This window comes from Phyllobacterium sp. SYP-B3895, from assembly GCF_009647635.1.
GTDB lineage: Bacteria > Pseudomonadota > Alphaproteobacteria > Rhizobiales > Rhizobiaceae > Phyllobacterium > Phyllobacterium pellucidum.
In genome coordinates this window covers 816,413-830,734 of record NZ_WJIG01000002.1, presented here as the reverse complement: position 1 = coordinate 830,734, position 14,322 = coordinate 816,413, and the positions used below count along the sequence as shown (strand labels likewise).

Below are 14,322 nucleotides of genomic sequence, written 5' to 3'. Positions count from 1 at the left end.
TTACCAGCCATCTACGGTCGAAAATTCAAAAGTCTGCTGAGCGAGCATGCATATCGAACTGCGCCGAAGCAAGGCGCTGCATGTCCTCGCCGATGGTCTCAAAGGCTCAAAGCCTATAACGAATCAGCTGCCAAGGCCGTGCATCCCTTACCGTGCCTTAAGTCCCTACCGACTAGCGAAGCGAGTGAGCGCTCCTAAACCATCGTCAAATAAAAAACTTCAACAAGCGACGACTCTCACGACTATCCAGGCAGCATGATCGCTAGTCACACAAACGGCCCCGTTCTTACGGGGCCGTCTTGTTTTTCATGGCCGCTTCAATCAGTTCGAAATCACCAGCGCTGATCTGAAACAGGCCGAAGCGCGATTGTGCGCCCCAGTTGGGCTTGCCCGCAGTGAATTCAAGCTTGTCGAGCAAAGGACGTATTGACGCTGTTTGTGCTTCGTGCCAATCGACGTCACGGCGGGACGGGACGAAGCCATTTCCCATGTCGAAACTGTAAGAATCGCCGGTTTTTACAGTACCAATGGCCGTGAATGATTGCGGCCCATCCTTACTGCCTATTATTTCCGTTGGCGAATAATAGGCGACATGATCCCCGGCCTTGATGCGATTCAATGGTGCAATCTTGCCGTGGCAAACTTGCATGAAGTTGCCCTTGAGCCCCCTGCGGACGTGGTCGGCCGATGCGACGGCGATCCAGTGCCGGGTCATTCGGTAGTGTCCTCTGCCGGTGCGTAGGCGCGCAAACGGTGTCCGTCCGGATCAAGCGCGACGAAACTATACCCAAAATCCAGCCGTATCGGTTGTTGAGCGATGGCCAGATCACGGCCTATCCATTCCCTGTGCAACGCGTCCAGTGCCGCATCGCTGTCGACGCTGAAAACCAGTTCGCTCCCGCCAGGCTCAACGGCGGGTGCGGGCAGGACCTTTTCACGCGACCACATTGCAAATTTGAGGCCCGACTCGAGGACAAACATCGCAAAGTCGGAAGACTCCTCTACAGGGTCTCGATTGAACAATTCGGCATAGAAATGCCGGCTGCGTTTTGCGTCTTTCACATAAATCAGCATGAAATTGGGATTGAACATTTTTGCCTCCTGTTTGACAGGAGCAATCTAGCCTCAACCACTGTCAGTTTTTGGCAGTAGCAGACGGTCAGTCCAGCGGGTTTATGCCTTCGGCCTCCCGCCACTGTTTGATGAGCGCATGGCGGCGTTTGGGATAGCGCGTATCCGTGGTCTCAAGCGCCAAAATCCGGTCGGCGCGGAAATGGCGATTGTCCTGACGCAATTCGCACCAGGCGACGACGACACGGACGCGATCAAAAAAACCGAGAGCGAAGGGCCAGATCAGGCGTCGCGACTGTGTTCCATTGCCATCGCTGTAGATGATCTCAAGTTTGCGTTCTGAACGAATCGCTTTCCTGACCGCGGCGAGGTCGATCGTATCCGGCGAAGAACCCGGTGGGCCGACGAGCAGGGCCGAGGAATTGACATCGTTGCGCAAGTCCTCCGGAAGAACGGCGACGATCTTCGAAAGTGCATCCCGCGCGGCAAGCGCCAATCGTTTGTCCGGCTGCTTTCCGACCCACCGGGAGCCGAGGACCAACGCCTCAAGTTCGTCTTCGGAAAACATGAGCGGAGGCAACATGAAGCCCGGCCGCAACATGTACCCGAGACCCGGTTCGCCTTCGATATGCGCGCCCTGCGCCTGAAGCGTAGCGATGTCGCGATAGAGCGTACGAATACTCACGCCGGTCTCATCGGCGAGCACCTTTCCGCTTACCGGACGGCGGTGGCGGCGCATGATCTGGATAAGGTCGAGCAGGCGTTCTGATCGTGACATTGCAAAATCTCTCTAAAATATCATGCCATATTTTGTCAGCATCCGCATCAAATGGCGTTTAACGCGCCCCCGACGCGCTTAAAACTTCGTTAACCTTAATATTCCAGGCAAAATAGCTGGGCGCGCATCACATTGAAAACATTAGAGCATTTGCGAAAAGTTGGATGATTGTAACAATCGCAAAATAACGACTAGCAACTAATTGGGAAAGCAAGCTGTAGGGCGCTCTGATCTAGTAGAAATAATAATAATGTGAGGCGTAAAAAGGGTAGGTCATGAAGAAGTGTGCGTATATTGTTGCTATTGCGTTGTTAAATTCCGTTGCATTTTATTCAATTTCTTATGCTGCTACGCAAACACTATCAGTTTCACTTGAAATATTGCCAGCCAAAAAAATAATCAAAAGAACATCGCAAGGTTCGCTTCGAAACCGTACGAACGTCGTCAGCTATTATTCGCCCAATTGGAAGCGTGCTCGCGCTGGCATTGTCGTCGCGAGCGCGAACGGTACGGCGGCGACAATGTCACGTATATGGTCGAATTGATTCGATAAGTGATCGCACCGGAATCGATCCAATCTCTGACACATTCGTTATTCATCCAGCGTTCAGGAGCTGTGCCTAAAGTCCTAGGCTCCATATTAAACACGCTGAAAGCCAACTGAAGCGGCTCTCACTGGAGGAATGATGCGAAAATTGATCTCGGCCATATGTGCCACGCTTATTTCGTTTGGAACGGTCGGTGCGACCGGAATCGCAAGCGCTGCGCCAGTCGCTATTGAACGGCCGGTCGACGCCACGCGTGCCGGCGCGCAAAACCCGAATGTACAACCCGTCCACGATCGCTGGGACCGCCGGCATCATCGGTGGGACAGGCGTGATCATCGTTGGGATCGCAGATGGGATCGACGTTGGGACCGCCGCTGGGACCGTCGTCACTACGGCCGGTGGGATCGTCCACACCATCGCCGCTGGGACCGCCCGCACTATCGCGGGTGGGATGACCGGCGCTACAACCGCGGGCGTTACTATCGTACCGGCGTCTACTTCTCGCTCTAAAACGCACAAACCCCGGCCAAGTGCCGGGGTTTTTGCAACAAACGAAAAGTTGATCGAACGCCACGGGTGATTTTTGCTGCCTTTGATCTAGAGTGCCAACCGGAAACCCTTGAAGCCAAACCATATTTAGCCACAAGAGTTGGGAGACACCATGAATAGACTGATCGCTTTGACTGCGGCGCCGCTTTTTGCCGTCGCTGTTTTTTCGATGTCAGCGCATGCAGATCCGATCGCGGACCGACAGGCACTGATGAAGGATCAGGGCAAGACCGTGGGTAGCATCACACCGATCATCAAGGGCGAAAAGCCTTTTGACGCCCAATTGGTCATGACCGCGCTGAAACATCTGAACGAGGATGCGCAGAAAATCGATATCGCGACACTATTTCCGAAAGGCTCCGAGACGGGCGGCAAGACAACAGCCTCGCCGAAAATCTGGGAAGACAGCGCTGGTTTCGAAGCGGCCATGAGCAAGTACAAGGCCGACGCCGCAAAGGCAGCTGTCGCCGAGCCAAAGGATCTCGACAGCTTCAAGGTCGTCTTCAATCAGGTGACCGAGAATTGCGGCACTTGCCACAAGGCATTCCGAATCAAGAAAGACTGAGACCGTACCGATGATGCGCAGGGCCGCGCTCATCGTCATCTTGCTCGCGGTCATCGCTGGAGCGGGCTTCTGGTATCTTACGGCACCCGTCCGGCTTGATCCGTCACAACTTGCCGGGGTAGCACCCGGCGACGTTCAGCGCGGTGTGAAGGTGTTTTGGCAGGGCGGCTGTGCTTCTTGCCATGCAGCACCGGGCTCGAAGGGGGACGCACGGCTGGTTCTGGCTGGCGGCGTCAACCTTGTCACCCCGTTCGGGACCTTCGTGACGCCGAACATCTCTCCCTCAAAACAGGGTATCGGCGATTGGTCGTTCGAAGACCTCGCCAATGCGATGATGGCCGGCGTTGCGCCCGATGGCCGGCATTTCTACCCAGCATTCCCCTATACGTCCTATGCGCGCATGCAACCACAGGACGTTGCCGATCTTTACGCTTACCTCAAGACCTTGCCACCCTCCGACAATGTTGCCGGTCCGCACAAACTCGGCTTCCCCTTCAATGTCCGGCGTGGTCTGGGGCTCTGGAAGCGGCTTTATCTTTCGCCGAAACCCGTCCTTGCCATTGCCGAGGCGACGGATGCGGTGAAGCGCGGCCAATATCTTGTCGAGGGTCCCGGACATTGCGGCGAGTGTCACACACCGCGCAACGCCATAGGCGGACTCGACAAAGGCAGATGGCTTGCGGGGGCCAAGGCCGCAGAAGGCAAGGGCGTCGTCCCCAACATTACGGACGGGGAAGGCGGCATCAGCGATTGGTCGGAGAAGGACATCGCTTACGCCCTCGAGAGCGGCTTTACGCCGGAGTTCGATTCGCTTGGAAGTTCCATGGCCGACGTCGTCCAGAACATGGCCCAAATCGATGCCTCCGATCGTGAGGCAATCGCCGCGTACCTGAAGGCAGTGCCGCCGCACCCGAATGGCTATCCGGCTCCGGCGCCACAGTGAATGCTGGCGATCAGCGCCGTTCGCAGCGGATCAGGACAGATGGACCATCATTATATTTGCTGCGCATCGTATAGAGCCAGCCCTGGCATTCCTGTAACGAAGTGAAACAACGGACCGCAAAGACGGGCGCCTCATCGCCGCCAAACGAGATGATCGGATTGTCGGTCGTGCCTGAATAATAGCCGATGATGATGCCGGAGCCGCGTGGCGGCGTATTGCAGCGCCGCCCGGCATATTCGCTTACGTTCTTCAGTACGGCCGCCGCACGATCAATGTGGGCAACGGCGAGAAAAGGCTGGGCGGCGAGCCCCATAGCAGCCAATAGCATGAGCCTGCTTTGTAACATTGCAAGAAACCTCCGTAGCCAACACAGCAGTTATACTCAATCTGCCGCAACATTGCGCGGTCGTTTCATTGAGCAACGGCACGGAGCCCTCGGAAGTTTCTGCGATGGTGTTCACATTTGTGTTTTTCCGGCGAGCTTCAGCGCGTAGGCGTACACATAGGCCACCTCTTCCAGACGTGAGAAACGCCCCGAGGCCCCCGCATGCCCGGCTTCCATATTGATGCGGAAGAGTACCGGATTGTCGTCGGTCTTAAGCTCACGAAGTTTGGCCACCCATTTGGCCGGTTCCCAATAGGTAACGCGCGGATCAGTCAGGCCCGCGACGGCCAGAATTGGCGGGTAGGCCTTGGCTTCAACGTTGTCGTAGGGCGAATAGGAGGCCATATATTCATAGTCGGTCGCCGAAGTTATCGGATTGCCCCATTCCGTCCACTCGGGCGGAGTCAGTGGCAGCGTATCGTCGAGCATGGTGTTGATTACGTCGACGAATGGCACCTCGGCGATGATGCCACCGAATGTCTCCGGCGCCATGTTGGCAATGGCGCCCATCAGCATGCCGCCGGCGGAACCGCCCTGCGCGACGATGCGGTCGTGGCTCGTGTATCCTTCGGCTACGAGGTGCCGTGCAGCGGCAATGAAATCGGTAAAGGTGTTTTTCTTGTTGAGCCGCTTGCCGTTCTCATACCAGTCATAGCCCTTGTCCTTGCCGCCGCGAACATGCGCAACCGCGTAGATAAATCCGCGGTCGGCAAGCGAGAGGCAATTGGTGTTAAAACTCGCGGGTATGCTGATCCCATAGGAGCCATAGCCATAGAGCAGGCACGGTGCTGTGCCATCGATCCTGGTGTCGCGATGATAGACGATCGAGACAGGTACAAGCTCGCCGTCGGGGGCAGGGGCCAGCAAGCGACGCGTCACATAATCCTCAGGATTGTGCCCGGACGGAACTTCCTGCGTCTTCAGCAAGGTGCGCTGGCGGGTACGCATGTTGTAGTCATAGACCTGTGTCGGCGTGGTCATTGACGAATAGGAGAAGCGGATGATGTCGGTGTCGTACTCGGCGCTCCCTTCGAGACCAAGCGCATAGGCTTCCTCGTCAAAGGCGATGGCGTGCTCTTCGCCGCTCTTGCGATCGCGAATGAGAATACGCGGCAGGCCGTTCTCGCGCTCAAGCCAGACGAGATGGCTGGAATAGGCGGAATGACCAAGGAGAAGACGTCCGGATTTGTGCGCGACCACTTCGGTCCAATTCGACTTTTCGGGCGCGTCGACCGGGGCGCTCATGATCTTGAAATCCTTGGCGCCCTCATCATTGGTGAGGATGTAAAACACGTCGCCGCCTTCGGTGAGACTATATTCGACGCCGGGGTCGCGCCCTGCAACGAGTCTTGGCTCGGCGGTCGCGTCGTTGGCGGGGATCAGCCATATTTCCGACGTCTGGTGATCGTGAATATCAACGAAGATGAAGTCGTTCAGCGAGCTGCCGCCGACGCCGAGGAAGAAGCCTGGATCCTTTTCCTCATAAATGAGGCGGTCCTCGCTCTCCGGTTGGCCGAGTTCATGATAGTAGAGACGCGATGGCCGGTGATTGGCATCGACCCGCGTATAGTAAAAGCCATTGGATTGCGCATTCCATACACCGCCGCCAGTCGTGTCGCTCACGCTGTCCGTCTGGTCCTGAAGCTTTGCAAGGTCGCGAACCTTCAGCGTAAAGAACTCGGAGCCCTTGTCGTCGTACCCCCAGATCATCTTGTTGTGATCGGGCGAGTGGTCGGCTGAGGCGAGACGGAAATACGGCTTGCCTTCGCCTTCGAGATCGCCGTCGAGCAGCATGGTCTCATCGCCGCCATCGCGCGGCGTGCGGAAAAACCGCGGCTGTTGGCCACCAACCTTATAGGACGTGCCATATGCATAAGGACCATCTTTCGAAGGTACCGACGAATCGTCTTCCTTGATCCGGCCTTTCATCTCGTCAAAGAGACGCTGCTGAAGCGGTTTGGTATCTTCCATCAGCGCTGTCTGATACGCGTTTTCCGCTTCGAGATGCTGGCGAATTGCCGGATCAAGCGTAGCGGGATCGCGAAAAACGTCCTGCCAGTTCTCGGCCCGCATCCAACCATAGTCATCGACGCGGGTAATCCCGTGGCGTGTGTCGGAGACGGGCCTTTTTTCGGACTGAGGTGCCGCAAGGACGGGGAAGCGCGAAGCGTTGGTCATCTAAAAACTTTCATGGTTACCGACGGGAGCGTCCCGCGGGCGGAAATACACGTTCACAAACTATGTGCAAGAAACGCCGGCGCCGCGTCAATCCTCATCGAAGACGAGCGCGTTGCCGTTCATGCAATAGCGCACGCCCGTCGGCGGTGGCCCATCGGGAAAAGCGTGGCCGAGATGCGCGTCGCAGTCCGAGCACTTTATCTCCGTGCGCAGCATGCCGTAGGAGCGGTCCTCGACAGCAAAAACGGCCTCAGGCTCGATGGGCGCGTAGAAGCTCGGCCAACCTGTGCCCGAGTCATACTTTGTCTCGGAGCGGTAGAGCGGCCGGTCACAACAGACGCACTTGTAGGTCCCCTTCAACTTGCTGTCGAAGTTCGGACTGGAAAAAGCACGTTCCGTCCCGTGATTTCGCGTGATCTGGTATTGTTCGGGTGTCAACTGTTCACGCCATTGTGCGTCCGACTTGACGACCTTGAATGTTCTTGTGGTCATTGAGGGTTCCTTTTTACGCCAGATGTAGGCATGAACACTAGAATCGGCAATATCTGTTATTATAGAATGCTTGGGACGCGGATCGTTGTTCCTCATTTTTGCCATTTTTTGTCTTAGTGGTATGCCGCAAATCGCTGTCAGCATTCCCGAAGTGTTGTCGCACCTGTGGCCGGGCCCTGGCTTTCTTGCGTCCATCGTCGTTTGCGTCCTGTTAATCTCTATTCACGGGATTATTTGAAATATTTCTTTTTTGAACGAAGTATTGATTTGACAAATAAAATGCGTTCCGCAATAGAGTGTCATCAAAGGCGTTGGAGACCTCGCGTGTTCTCGACTTTATATTGGTGATTTTAATCTACCTACCGAGATAAAAAAATAGACGAAGGAATTGGACTTAGATGACCACGTTCGACAATTCAAACACAACTGCCGGCGACGTCCTGCTTGAACTCACTGCCGAACTGGTTGCTGCCTATGTCAGCAACAATTCGGTGCCAGCCGGTGACTTGCCTACTCTCATCGCCGACGTTCATGCTGCGCTCGGCCGAGTTGGGGGCAGCGTCGAAACAGTCGTTGCTGTTCAGGAAAAGCCGAAGCCGGCCATCAACCCGAAGAAGTCCGTTGCGGACGACTACATCGTCTGCCTCGAAGACGGCAAGAAGTTCAAGTCGTTGAAGCGCCACCTGATGACCCACTACAGCCTTACGCCGGAACAGTATCGCGAAAAGTGGGATCTGGACCCGTCCTATCCGATGGTCGCTCCGAATTATGCCGCAGCGCGTTCGCGCCTGGCCAAGAACATGGGCCTTGGTCGCAAGCGCAAGAAGGCTGCCTGATCGAGCAACGGGCGTATGCAAGCAGACGGGACGGCGCCGCAGGGCGCCGTTTTTGCATTCAAGCGGTACGGAACTGTTTCTCCGGCTCACCGCTGCCGGAAAGCGATGTTTTAAGCGTTTCAAGCGCCTGCTTCAGGCCAATATGGCGGTTGAGATCATAACTCCAGTGGCCTGCGGCGCCCTTGAGGCGTTCGCGTTCGATCAGTCGCTTCAGCCGCTTGCACAGATGTTCCTTCTTCGCCGCGTCAAGCAAGAGAACCGTACTCAGATCCTCGCCACAAAGAATTTGCAGCGCAAGTCTCTGGCGAGCCTCGCTTGTCTCTTGCTCCTGTGATTTCAGAAATGCGATTTTCTGTCTGTTCCATTCGATCGCCGACACGTTTTACCCCCTCTGTTGTGGATCAAACGAGTATGCGTGATGATGCTGGGTGTAGGATTTATGTCCTCGTTTTTGAGGTCCGAAGGCAAAAATGCCTTGTAAGTACAGAGCGTTAAGCTAGGCTGTCAGGAAAACTTATCCACGCACTTGAAGGGTCCAATATAAGAAGATATTCCTATTAAAAATTGGAGCTAGGATGTCTTCGAGTTTGCTCAATCTGATCCGTTCCGCCCCTGAGGCAAAGGCGATAATCCATTCGCTTCGGCCAAGGCGCGGTAAACCGAAGATACCGGAGCTTGGGTCCGTCGACGAGGAAGCGCCTCTCGACGAGCGGCTGCTCCAGGTTTGCGATGGCCTCATCGATATTCTTTCGACGTTTTTCAATGTGAGCGGCCGCGAACTGCGCTCACATTCACGCTGCGAGCGCCCGGTGGCAAGGGTTCGGCAGATCGGCATGTATGTTGCGCATGTGACGCTTGCTCTGACCATGAGCGAGGTAGGGCGCGCCTTCGGCCGCGACCGGAGCACGGTGAACCATGCATGCCATCTTATCGAGGACATGCGTGAGGACCTGGAATTTGACCATATTGTCCAGACGATCGAGAACATCGTAAAGGTCGCATTCATGCGCGACGGGACGGTGCGCTGATGAGTGCAGCAAACGATAAGAACCGCGAGTTGCGACTGTTGCGCTTCCTGGCAAAAGGCCCGGGTTTCCTCGTCGATCAAGCCGGAAATGGGCGGGTGATGTTGGAAAGCCGCGAGCACGGCGCGATTTCGGTCGAGCATGCCGCAGTCAAATCGGCACTAAGCAACGGCTGCGCGACACTGCGCGGAACGGAACTTTCCCTCAGCGAAGCCGGCAAAGCGCATTTGCGCCGGGTCGTCTTATCGGACGATCCTTTTGCCGGCCAGCATCGCGAAGAGACGACCATGGTCCTTGCTGACCGACATGGCACGTCCCAAGTGCGCAGTAACCAGAGTGAATCGCCCCTTGCCACGCTCCGCAAGCGCAAAGATGCCGCGGGAGCGCCCTTTATCAACGACGAAGCGTTCAAGGCGGGCGAACGGCTGCGCGCGGACTGCACGATTGGCAACCTGATGCCCTCGATCGGGGCAAATTGGGACGTGACGGGCAGCGCCTCGCGTTCAAACGGCGTCCTCGAAATCACCGATGCCGCGCTTGCTGCCCGTCAGCGTGTCGAGCGCGCATTGGAAGCGGTGGGGCCTGAGCTTGCCGGCGTCCTAGTTGACGTTTGTTGCTTCTTGAAGGGGCTGGAGCTTGTCGAACGGGAACGGCAGTGGCCCGTCCGTTCGGCAAAGCTGATTTTACGAACGGCGCTTGCTGCGCTTGACCGGCACTATCACCCGGCAATGCCGTCACGGCGCAGCCAGCGCATCATTCACTGGGGAACAGAAGATTATCGGCCGGCACTTTGAAGGTTACGCTGTGGCGAGGGCAGCCTGTGCTTCGCTGCGGATCCGGCCGATCATGGCGCGCAGGCCATTCGACCGCTGCGGCGTCAGATGTTCGTCGAGGCCAAGCTTTTTCAAGATGGCGTCGGGATCGATCGCCATGATCTCCGATGCGTGTTTGCCCGAATAGAGCACCATCATGATGGCGACGAGGCCGCGAACGATATGCGCATCTGAATCGCCGAGAAAATCGATGACAGGATCCACGTCGCCATTCTGCGAGCTTTTCAGCCAAACCTGGCTGACGCATCCTCTTACCTTGTGGGCAGCATCGCGGGCGGAGTCAGGATAGGGCTTCAAGTCACGCCCGAGATCGATGACATAGCGATAGCGATCTTCCCAATCATCGAGAAAATCGAAATCAGCAATAATGTCGTCGATCGTCTGTGCCATGCCTTGGATCCTTTCAAGGCACATATAGGCAACCTGGCGGCAAACGTCACGGGATTAGAGCACGTCTTGCCTAGATAAAAACAGTTCTGCTTCTCGGATGGCGAGACAATCTAAGTGGAAGGTTGTGCGCCAGCCGGAATCTTGGGAGGGCAGGGTGAATTTGCCCTAAATCCATTGGGCTCCGGTATCGTCCGATGGATGAAACGTTGGACTCGCCACGCCGGCTAGTTACGGATGACTGTACCGGTCTGCGCCTTCTTGTCGACACTGGGCGACGCTTCGCTCTGGCGGTCAGCGGCTTCGATCAATTCGCGCAATGCGAGTTCGCGCAATTTCGCCTTGATGGCATCGGCGCCTGCAACGGGCTTTGCGTCGCCATGAGCTGCGGCGACCGCGGCGTCCGGCCGGGGCACGTCCTTGCCGAGTTGTGTGTCGAGATAGTCGTAACCTGCCTTGGCAACGTCGCCGGCGCGTTCGCCGGCATTGGCGAAGGCGGCTTTACCTGTCTCGCAGGCCAGCGGCTTGCGATTGCAGAAATCGCCAAGGTCGACAATGGCTTCCCGCGCAGCTGTGAAAGCTTCGAGCGGACCAGGCTGGTTTCCGCCGTGCTCGTCCTTCGCCGGCGGAATGAACAGCGATACCAGCATCATCCAGAAGCAGAACTTGATCGCAAATCTGATCAGGAAACCCATTCCTTTTCCTTTGCCCGATCCCTAGTGGTGGCGTTTTATGGGATAAGCCTGCCACAGAACCGGCAAGAACTCGTTGCGGCAAACCTCCGAATTTGAGCGATCATAGAAACGAAGGATTAAGAATTCTTCGAAGCGGAAACTGCATGCTTACGATTCGAAAGGAAGCGCGGCGGCCAAGGGCAACCCTTCATTTACCATGCCCGCTACAATCGCTCGAAACGGGCCACAACCGGCCGGGGTATGCCCCGCTTTATCCTTTCCTTAAAGCCTCGTCTGCAAAAGTTAACGCCGACAAGAATGTTGCAAGCGACATTCGGAAAATGACCGCATTTCATCCGGCTTAGGCCGGAACGTGCGGAAAGCAGGAAAAAGCTGGTGCCGATTCATTCCGTCATTCGATCCAGTATTGTCGAGACCTATGAACGTCTCTGCAAGCGCTGGGTAAATGCATCCGTCGTGGACGCGGCGGAACGAGCACGCGACGCACGCATCGCCGGCAGCATGTTTGCGATGCCGTTGCTGCTCGCGGTGGCCATGCTGACAACTCACCCTTTGACGAATGATGTTGCAGTCATCGTGAGCCTCGTCGTTGGGGTTCTGGCATTGCCGATGATCTTCTGCGGCGCGCTGTCGATTTCGCGAAAGAGCGCGACTGTCGGCGCGGCTGCGCTAATTGCTTATGGCGCGGCGATTGCCGCGATCAGCTTCAGTGCAGCATCGGCCACCCTGCTTTTGTGGCTGATGGCGGCAGCGATCCCGCTCGAAACATGGTTCGTCCATAAATCCAGGACTGCGCTGGGAGTGGCCGGCTGCACTGCGGCAGCAGCCCTTGCTGTTCTTTCGATGGTGGAATTTAAGAACGGCGGTTTGGTGGCCCTTTCTGCGCCCGTCCTTCTCGCGTCGCTTGGCTATTTGGGCATCCTGCTGGCCCGGACCGGCAGTGCGCTTTCCCGCCATGCACGGTCGGCACGCCGCGACGATCGCATCGCCGATCTCGAAAGCGTCATCGAAGGTGTGGTGATCAGGCTTGCGACGGATGGAACGATCGAGTGCCTATCGCCCCGGGCGCAAGAACAGTTCGGCATCGCGCGCAACCTGCTCATCGGCACAGCTTTGATGGAGAGGGTGCACGTTTCGGACCGCGTGCAGTACGCGAATTTCCTCGCGGATCTAAAGGGGGGCGCGCCCGTCGCCACCGCCGATGTGAAGCTGCGCAGCGTCGCAGCCGGCGAAACGTCGAAGCATGCGCACACCATCCGTTTTGCCACGCACCATCTGCGGGCGGTTCCGCACAGCGAAGGCATGGGTTTCCTGGTGGTCGCCACGGATATCGCCCAGGCCGTTGCCGACAGGAATGCACTTGCCCATGCGCGCCGCGAGGTTGAAACCGCTGAAATCGCCAAAAGCCGGTTTCTTTCTTCGGTCAGCCACGAATTGCGCACGCCGCTGAATTCGATCATCGGCTTCTCGGACCTGCTGCTGCAGGAAATCTGCGGCAAGCTGCCGGATTCGCGCCAACGCGAATATGTCGAACTGGTGCATCGTTCGGGAACACATCTCCTTTCGGTTGTGAATGCAATCCTTGACGTTTCGAAGATCGAAGCCGGGACCTATCCCATTGTCACCGAGCGTTTCGCCTTCAAGGATGCCGTGACGATGGTCCATGACATGATGGCGCACCAGGCCGCGCAGAAGGGCGTGACTCTGTGCGACCGTGTCAGCCCGCGGGTCGGGACTGTGGTCGCCGACCGGCGCGCCATCAATCAGGTGCTGATCAATCTCGTGTCGAATGCTGTCAAGTTCACCGAGAGCGGCGGCGTGGTTACGATTGATGCGCTTATCGAAGACGAAATGCTGGCTTTCTCCATCAGCGACACGGGGATCGGCATTCTGGAAGCTGACCTGAAGACGCTGGGCCAGCCCTTCCGGCAGGTTCAGAACGATTACACGCGCAAACACGAAGGCACCGGTCTTGGTCTTGCGACCGTTAAGGGCCTCGTCGGCCTGCACGGCGGCAGCCTCAACATAAAGAGCACTCCGGGCCAGGGCACTGTCGTTGACGTGCGCATCCGGCTCGAAGGTCCGCAAATGGAAGATCATATCGAGGATGAGGCGGCAAACGTGGTCGAGTTCAGGATTGATAGCGATATGAGGGGAGGTTCCCATGCCGAAACCCGTAAATCGGCCTAAGAAGCGGCGCACGCCGAAGCGCGGACGGGTAACGATGGTTCTGCTGGCCGCCGGCGGGCTGGTGGCGAGCAATCCGGCCATCGCCGGTGGCACGACCGCCTTCCTGGTGACGCTCGGCTTCATCTCAGCCAATGCGCTCTGGTATCAGCCGCATGTGCATGATGGCGTGTTCTTCCGCACAAGGCCGGAGCTCGTTTTCAAGCCGATCAATCAGCAAGCGAACCCGCTCGGCAAGGCTTCCGATAACTCAGACAATCAGCCAGTGGATGCGCCCATCCGCAAGGTGACGTCGGTTCCGGTTCCGCAGAGCCAGGATCCGACTGCTGCCGCCATCAACGGCGATCCGGTGCTGGCGCCTGGCGGCGATCCCGAGGTTGCCAAGCTTCAGCAAAAGCTGCTGGCGCTTGGGCTCTACACCGGCACGGTTGATGGCATTTCCGGCAAGGGCACCCGGGCGGCAATCGAAGCCTATCGCAAGGCGGCCGCCGAAATCGGCATCGATACCGAGGCAACCGTCGATAAGCCGAGCGAAACGACGGCGAGCATTGCGGTTCCGGCTAAAAAACCGGCACAGACCGAAGAAGCGACCGTCCAGAAAATATCGACAAATCCCGCGCAGGATGTCGCCGCGAGCAGCGCAGCCGGCGGCCTTTCCCCCGCCGAGATCGTTCGCGTACAGGCGGGCCTGCGTGCTTTCGGCAATGATATGGTCGAGATCGACGGCAGGGTCGGCGCATCGACAAAGGCTGCCGTAAGCGAGTTTCAGAAACTGTTCCGACTTCCGGTGACGGGAGAGCCTGATACGAAACTCCTTGCCAAGATGCAGGAAATCGGCCTGATCAACTGA

General features: G+C 57.1%; 17 protein-coding genes. 8 read left to right on the top strand and 9 right to left on the bottom strand.

Translation table 11 applies throughout. The features are described from left to right. Positions 1-286: 286 nt before the first annotated feature. The 3 genes from GF108_RS10500 to GF108_RS10490 all read right to left on the bottom strand — a co-directional run bounded on the left by GF108_RS10500 (position 287) and on the right by GF108_RS10490 (position 1,849). On the bottom strand, positions 287-715 hold the full coding sequence (locus GF108_RS10500; RefSeq protein WP_153667899.1) for an EVE domain-containing protein: 429 nt from the start codon (positions 713-715) through the stop codon (positions 287-289). Beyond that, positions 712-1,092 (bottom strand): VOC family protein, encoded by a 381-nt coding sequence (locus GF108_RS10495; protein ID WP_153667898.1) that lies wholly within the window; start codon positions 1,090-1,092, stop codon positions 712-714. The genes GF108_RS10500 and GF108_RS10495 overlap by 4 nt, the downstream gene beginning before the upstream one ends. Positions 1,093-1,159: 67 nt before the next feature. Then, positions 1,160-1,849 carry a YafY family protein gene (locus GF108_RS10490; protein WP_153667897.1) on the bottom strand — a complete coding sequence of 230 codons (690 nt, stop codon included), beginning with the start codon at positions 1,847-1,849 and terminating at the stop codon, positions 1,160-1,162. Positions 1,850-2,535: 686 nt separating this feature from the next. On the opposite strand from GF108_RS10490, the gene GF108_RS10485 reads away from it, so the two are divergent. From GF108_RS10485 to GF108_RS10475, 3 genes are all read left to right on the top strand, one after another. Continuing rightward, positions 2,536-2,907: a hypothetical protein gene (locus GF108_RS10485; RefSeq protein WP_153667896.1), complete on the top strand. Its 372-nt coding sequence runs from the start codon at positions 2,536-2,538 to the stop codon at positions 2,905-2,907. A 151-nt stretch (positions 2,908-3,058) separates the two neighbouring features. Further along, complete coding sequence (locus GF108_RS10480) at positions 3,059-3,511, top strand: cytochrome c (RefSeq protein ID WP_153667895.1); 453 nt, start codon at positions 3,059-3,061, stop codon at positions 3,509-3,511. 10 nt (positions 3,512-3,521) lie between these two features. Continuing rightward, positions 3,522-4,454 (top strand): cytochrome c, encoded by a 933-nt coding sequence (locus GF108_RS10475; RefSeq protein ID WP_153667894.1) that lies wholly within the window; start codon positions 3,522-3,524, stop codon positions 4,452-4,454. 10 nt (positions 4,455-4,464) lie between these two features. On the opposite strand, the gene GF108_RS10470 is transcribed toward GF108_RS10475, so the two are convergent. From GF108_RS10470 to msrB, 3 genes are all read right to left on the bottom strand, one after another. After that, positions 4,465-4,800 (bottom strand): hypothetical protein, encoded by a 336-nt coding sequence (locus tag GF108_RS10470; RefSeq protein ID WP_027229979.1) that lies wholly within the window; start codon positions 4,798-4,800, stop codon positions 4,465-4,467. Between the two features lie 111 nt (positions 4,801-4,911). Next, a complete protein-coding gene (locus GF108_RS10465; RefSeq protein ID WP_153667893.1) occupies positions 4,912-7,017 on the bottom strand; it encodes a S9 family peptidase in 2,106 nt (701 codons plus the stop codon). A gap of 87 nt (positions 7,018-7,104) precedes the next feature. Further along, positions 7,105-7,509 carry a peptide-methionine (R)-S-oxide reductase MsrB gene (msrB, locus tag GF108_RS10460; RefSeq protein WP_113282039.1) on the bottom strand — a complete coding sequence of 135 codons (405 nt, stop codon included), beginning with the start codon at positions 7,507-7,509 and terminating at the stop codon, positions 7,105-7,107. Positions 7,510-7,907: 398 nt separating this feature from the next. On the opposite strand from msrB, the gene GF108_RS10455 reads away from it, so the two are divergent. Then, positions 7,908-8,345 (top strand): MucR family transcriptional regulator, encoded by a 438-nt coding sequence (locus GF108_RS10455; protein WP_027229976.1) that lies wholly within the window; start codon positions 7,908-7,910, stop codon positions 8,343-8,345. A gap of 58 nt (positions 8,346-8,403) precedes the next feature. Here the strand turns inward: GF108_RS10455 and GF108_RS10450 are convergent, their stop codons facing one another. Continuing rightward, complete coding sequence (locus GF108_RS10450; protein WP_370462154.1) at positions 8,404-8,715, bottom strand: cytoplasmic protein; 312 nt, start codon at positions 8,713-8,715, stop codon at positions 8,404-8,406. Positions 8,716-8,920: 205 nt separating this feature from the next. Between GF108_RS10450 and GF108_RS10445 the strand changes: the two genes are divergently transcribed. After that, positions 8,921-9,373 (top strand): helix-turn-helix domain-containing protein, encoded by a 453-nt coding sequence (locus tag GF108_RS10445; protein WP_153667892.1) that lies wholly within the window; start codon positions 8,921-8,923, stop codon positions 9,371-9,373. Beyond that, positions 9,373-10,164 carry a DUF6456 domain-containing protein gene (locus tag GF108_RS10440; protein ID WP_153667891.1) on the top strand — a complete coding sequence of 264 codons (792 nt, stop codon included), beginning with the start codon at positions 9,373-9,375 and terminating at the stop codon, positions 10,162-10,164. The genes GF108_RS10445 and GF108_RS10440 overlap by 1 nt, the downstream gene beginning before the upstream one ends. Before the next feature lie 3 nt (positions 10,165-10,167). Here GF108_RS10440 and GF108_RS10435 read toward each other — a convergent pair whose 3' ends face one another. Beyond that, on the bottom strand, positions 10,168-10,593 hold the full coding sequence (locus GF108_RS10435) for a SufE family protein (protein ID WP_153667890.1): 426 nt from the start codon (positions 10,591-10,593) through the stop codon (positions 10,168-10,170). 224 nt (positions 10,594-10,817) lie between these two features. Further along, positions 10,818-11,285, bottom strand: a complete 468-nt coding sequence (locus GF108_RS10430; protein WP_153667889.1) for a DUF5330 domain-containing protein — start codon at positions 11,283-11,285, stop codon at positions 10,818-10,820. 375 nt (positions 11,286-11,660) lie between these two features. On the opposite strand from GF108_RS10430, the gene GF108_RS22705 reads away from it, so the two are divergent. Together GF108_RS22705 and GF108_RS10420 are read left to right on the top strand one after the other, a co-directional pair. Next, positions 11,661-13,475, top strand: a complete 1,815-nt coding sequence (locus GF108_RS22705; RefSeq protein ID WP_153667888.1) for a PAS domain-containing protein — start codon at positions 11,661-11,663, stop codon at positions 13,473-13,475. Further along, positions 13,450-14,322 carry a peptidoglycan-binding protein gene (locus GF108_RS10420; protein ID WP_153667887.1) on the top strand — a complete coding sequence of 291 codons (873 nt, stop codon included), beginning with the start codon at positions 13,450-13,452 and terminating at the stop codon, positions 14,320-14,322. The genes GF108_RS22705 and GF108_RS10420 overlap by 26 nt, the downstream gene beginning before the upstream one ends.

Excerpts from the sequence above, each read along its gene's own strand:
- GF108_RS10420 (WP_153667887.1), top strand. The coding sequence starts at position 13,450 with ATGCCGAAACCCGTAAATCGGCCTAAGAAGCGGCGCACGCCGAAGCGC.
- GF108_RS10440 (WP_153667891.1), top strand. The coding sequence starts at position 9,373 with ATGAGTGCAGCAAACGATAAGAACCGCGAGTTGCGACTGTTGCGCTTC.
- GF108_RS10470 (WP_027229979.1), bottom strand. The coding sequence starts at position 4,800 with ATGTTACAAAGCAGGCTCATGCTATTGGCTGCTATGGGGCTCGCCGCC.
- GF108_RS10475 (WP_153667894.1), top strand. The coding sequence starts at position 3,522 with ATGATGCGCAGGGCCGCGCTCATCGTCATCTTGCTCGCGGTCATCGCT.
- GF108_RS10455 (WP_027229976.1), top strand. The coding sequence starts at position 7,908 with ATGACCACGTTCGACAATTCAAACACAACTGCCGGCGACGTCCTGCTT.
- GF108_RS10430 (WP_153667889.1), bottom strand. The coding sequence starts at position 11,285 with ATGGGTTTCCTGATCAGATTTGCGATCAAGTTCTGCTTCTGGATGATG.
- GF108_RS10480 (WP_153667895.1), top strand. The coding sequence starts at position 3,059 with ATGAATAGACTGATCGCTTTGACTGCGGCGCCGCTTTTTGCCGTCGCT.
- GF108_RS10490 (WP_153667897.1), bottom strand. The coding sequence starts at position 1,849 with ATGTCACGATCAGAACGCCTGCTCGACCTTATCCAGATCATGCGCCGC.
- GF108_RS10500 (WP_153667899.1), bottom strand. The coding sequence starts at position 715 with ATGACCCGGCACTGGATCGCCGTCGCATCGGCCGACCACGTCCGCAGG.
- msrB (WP_113282039.1), bottom strand. The coding sequence starts at position 7,509 with ATGACCACAAGAACATTCAAGGTCGTCAAGTCGGACGCACAATGGCGT.
- GF108_RS10495 (WP_153667898.1), bottom strand. The coding sequence starts at position 1,092 with ATGTTCAATCCCAATTTCATGCTGATTTATGTGAAAGACGCAAAACGC.
- GF108_RS10445 (WP_153667892.1), top strand. The coding sequence starts at position 8,921 with ATGTCTTCGAGTTTGCTCAATCTGATCCGTTCCGCCCCTGAGGCAAAG.
- GF108_RS10465 (WP_153667893.1), bottom strand. The coding sequence starts at position 7,017 with ATGACCAACGCTTCGCGCTTCCCCGTCCTTGCGGCACCTCAGTCCGAA.
- GF108_RS10435 (WP_153667890.1), bottom strand. The coding sequence starts at position 10,593 with ATGGCACAGACGATCGACGACATTATTGCTGATTTCGATTTTCTCGAT.
- GF108_RS10485 (WP_153667896.1), top strand. The coding sequence starts at position 2,536 with ATGCGAAAATTGATCTCGGCCATATGTGCCACGCTTATTTCGTTTGGA.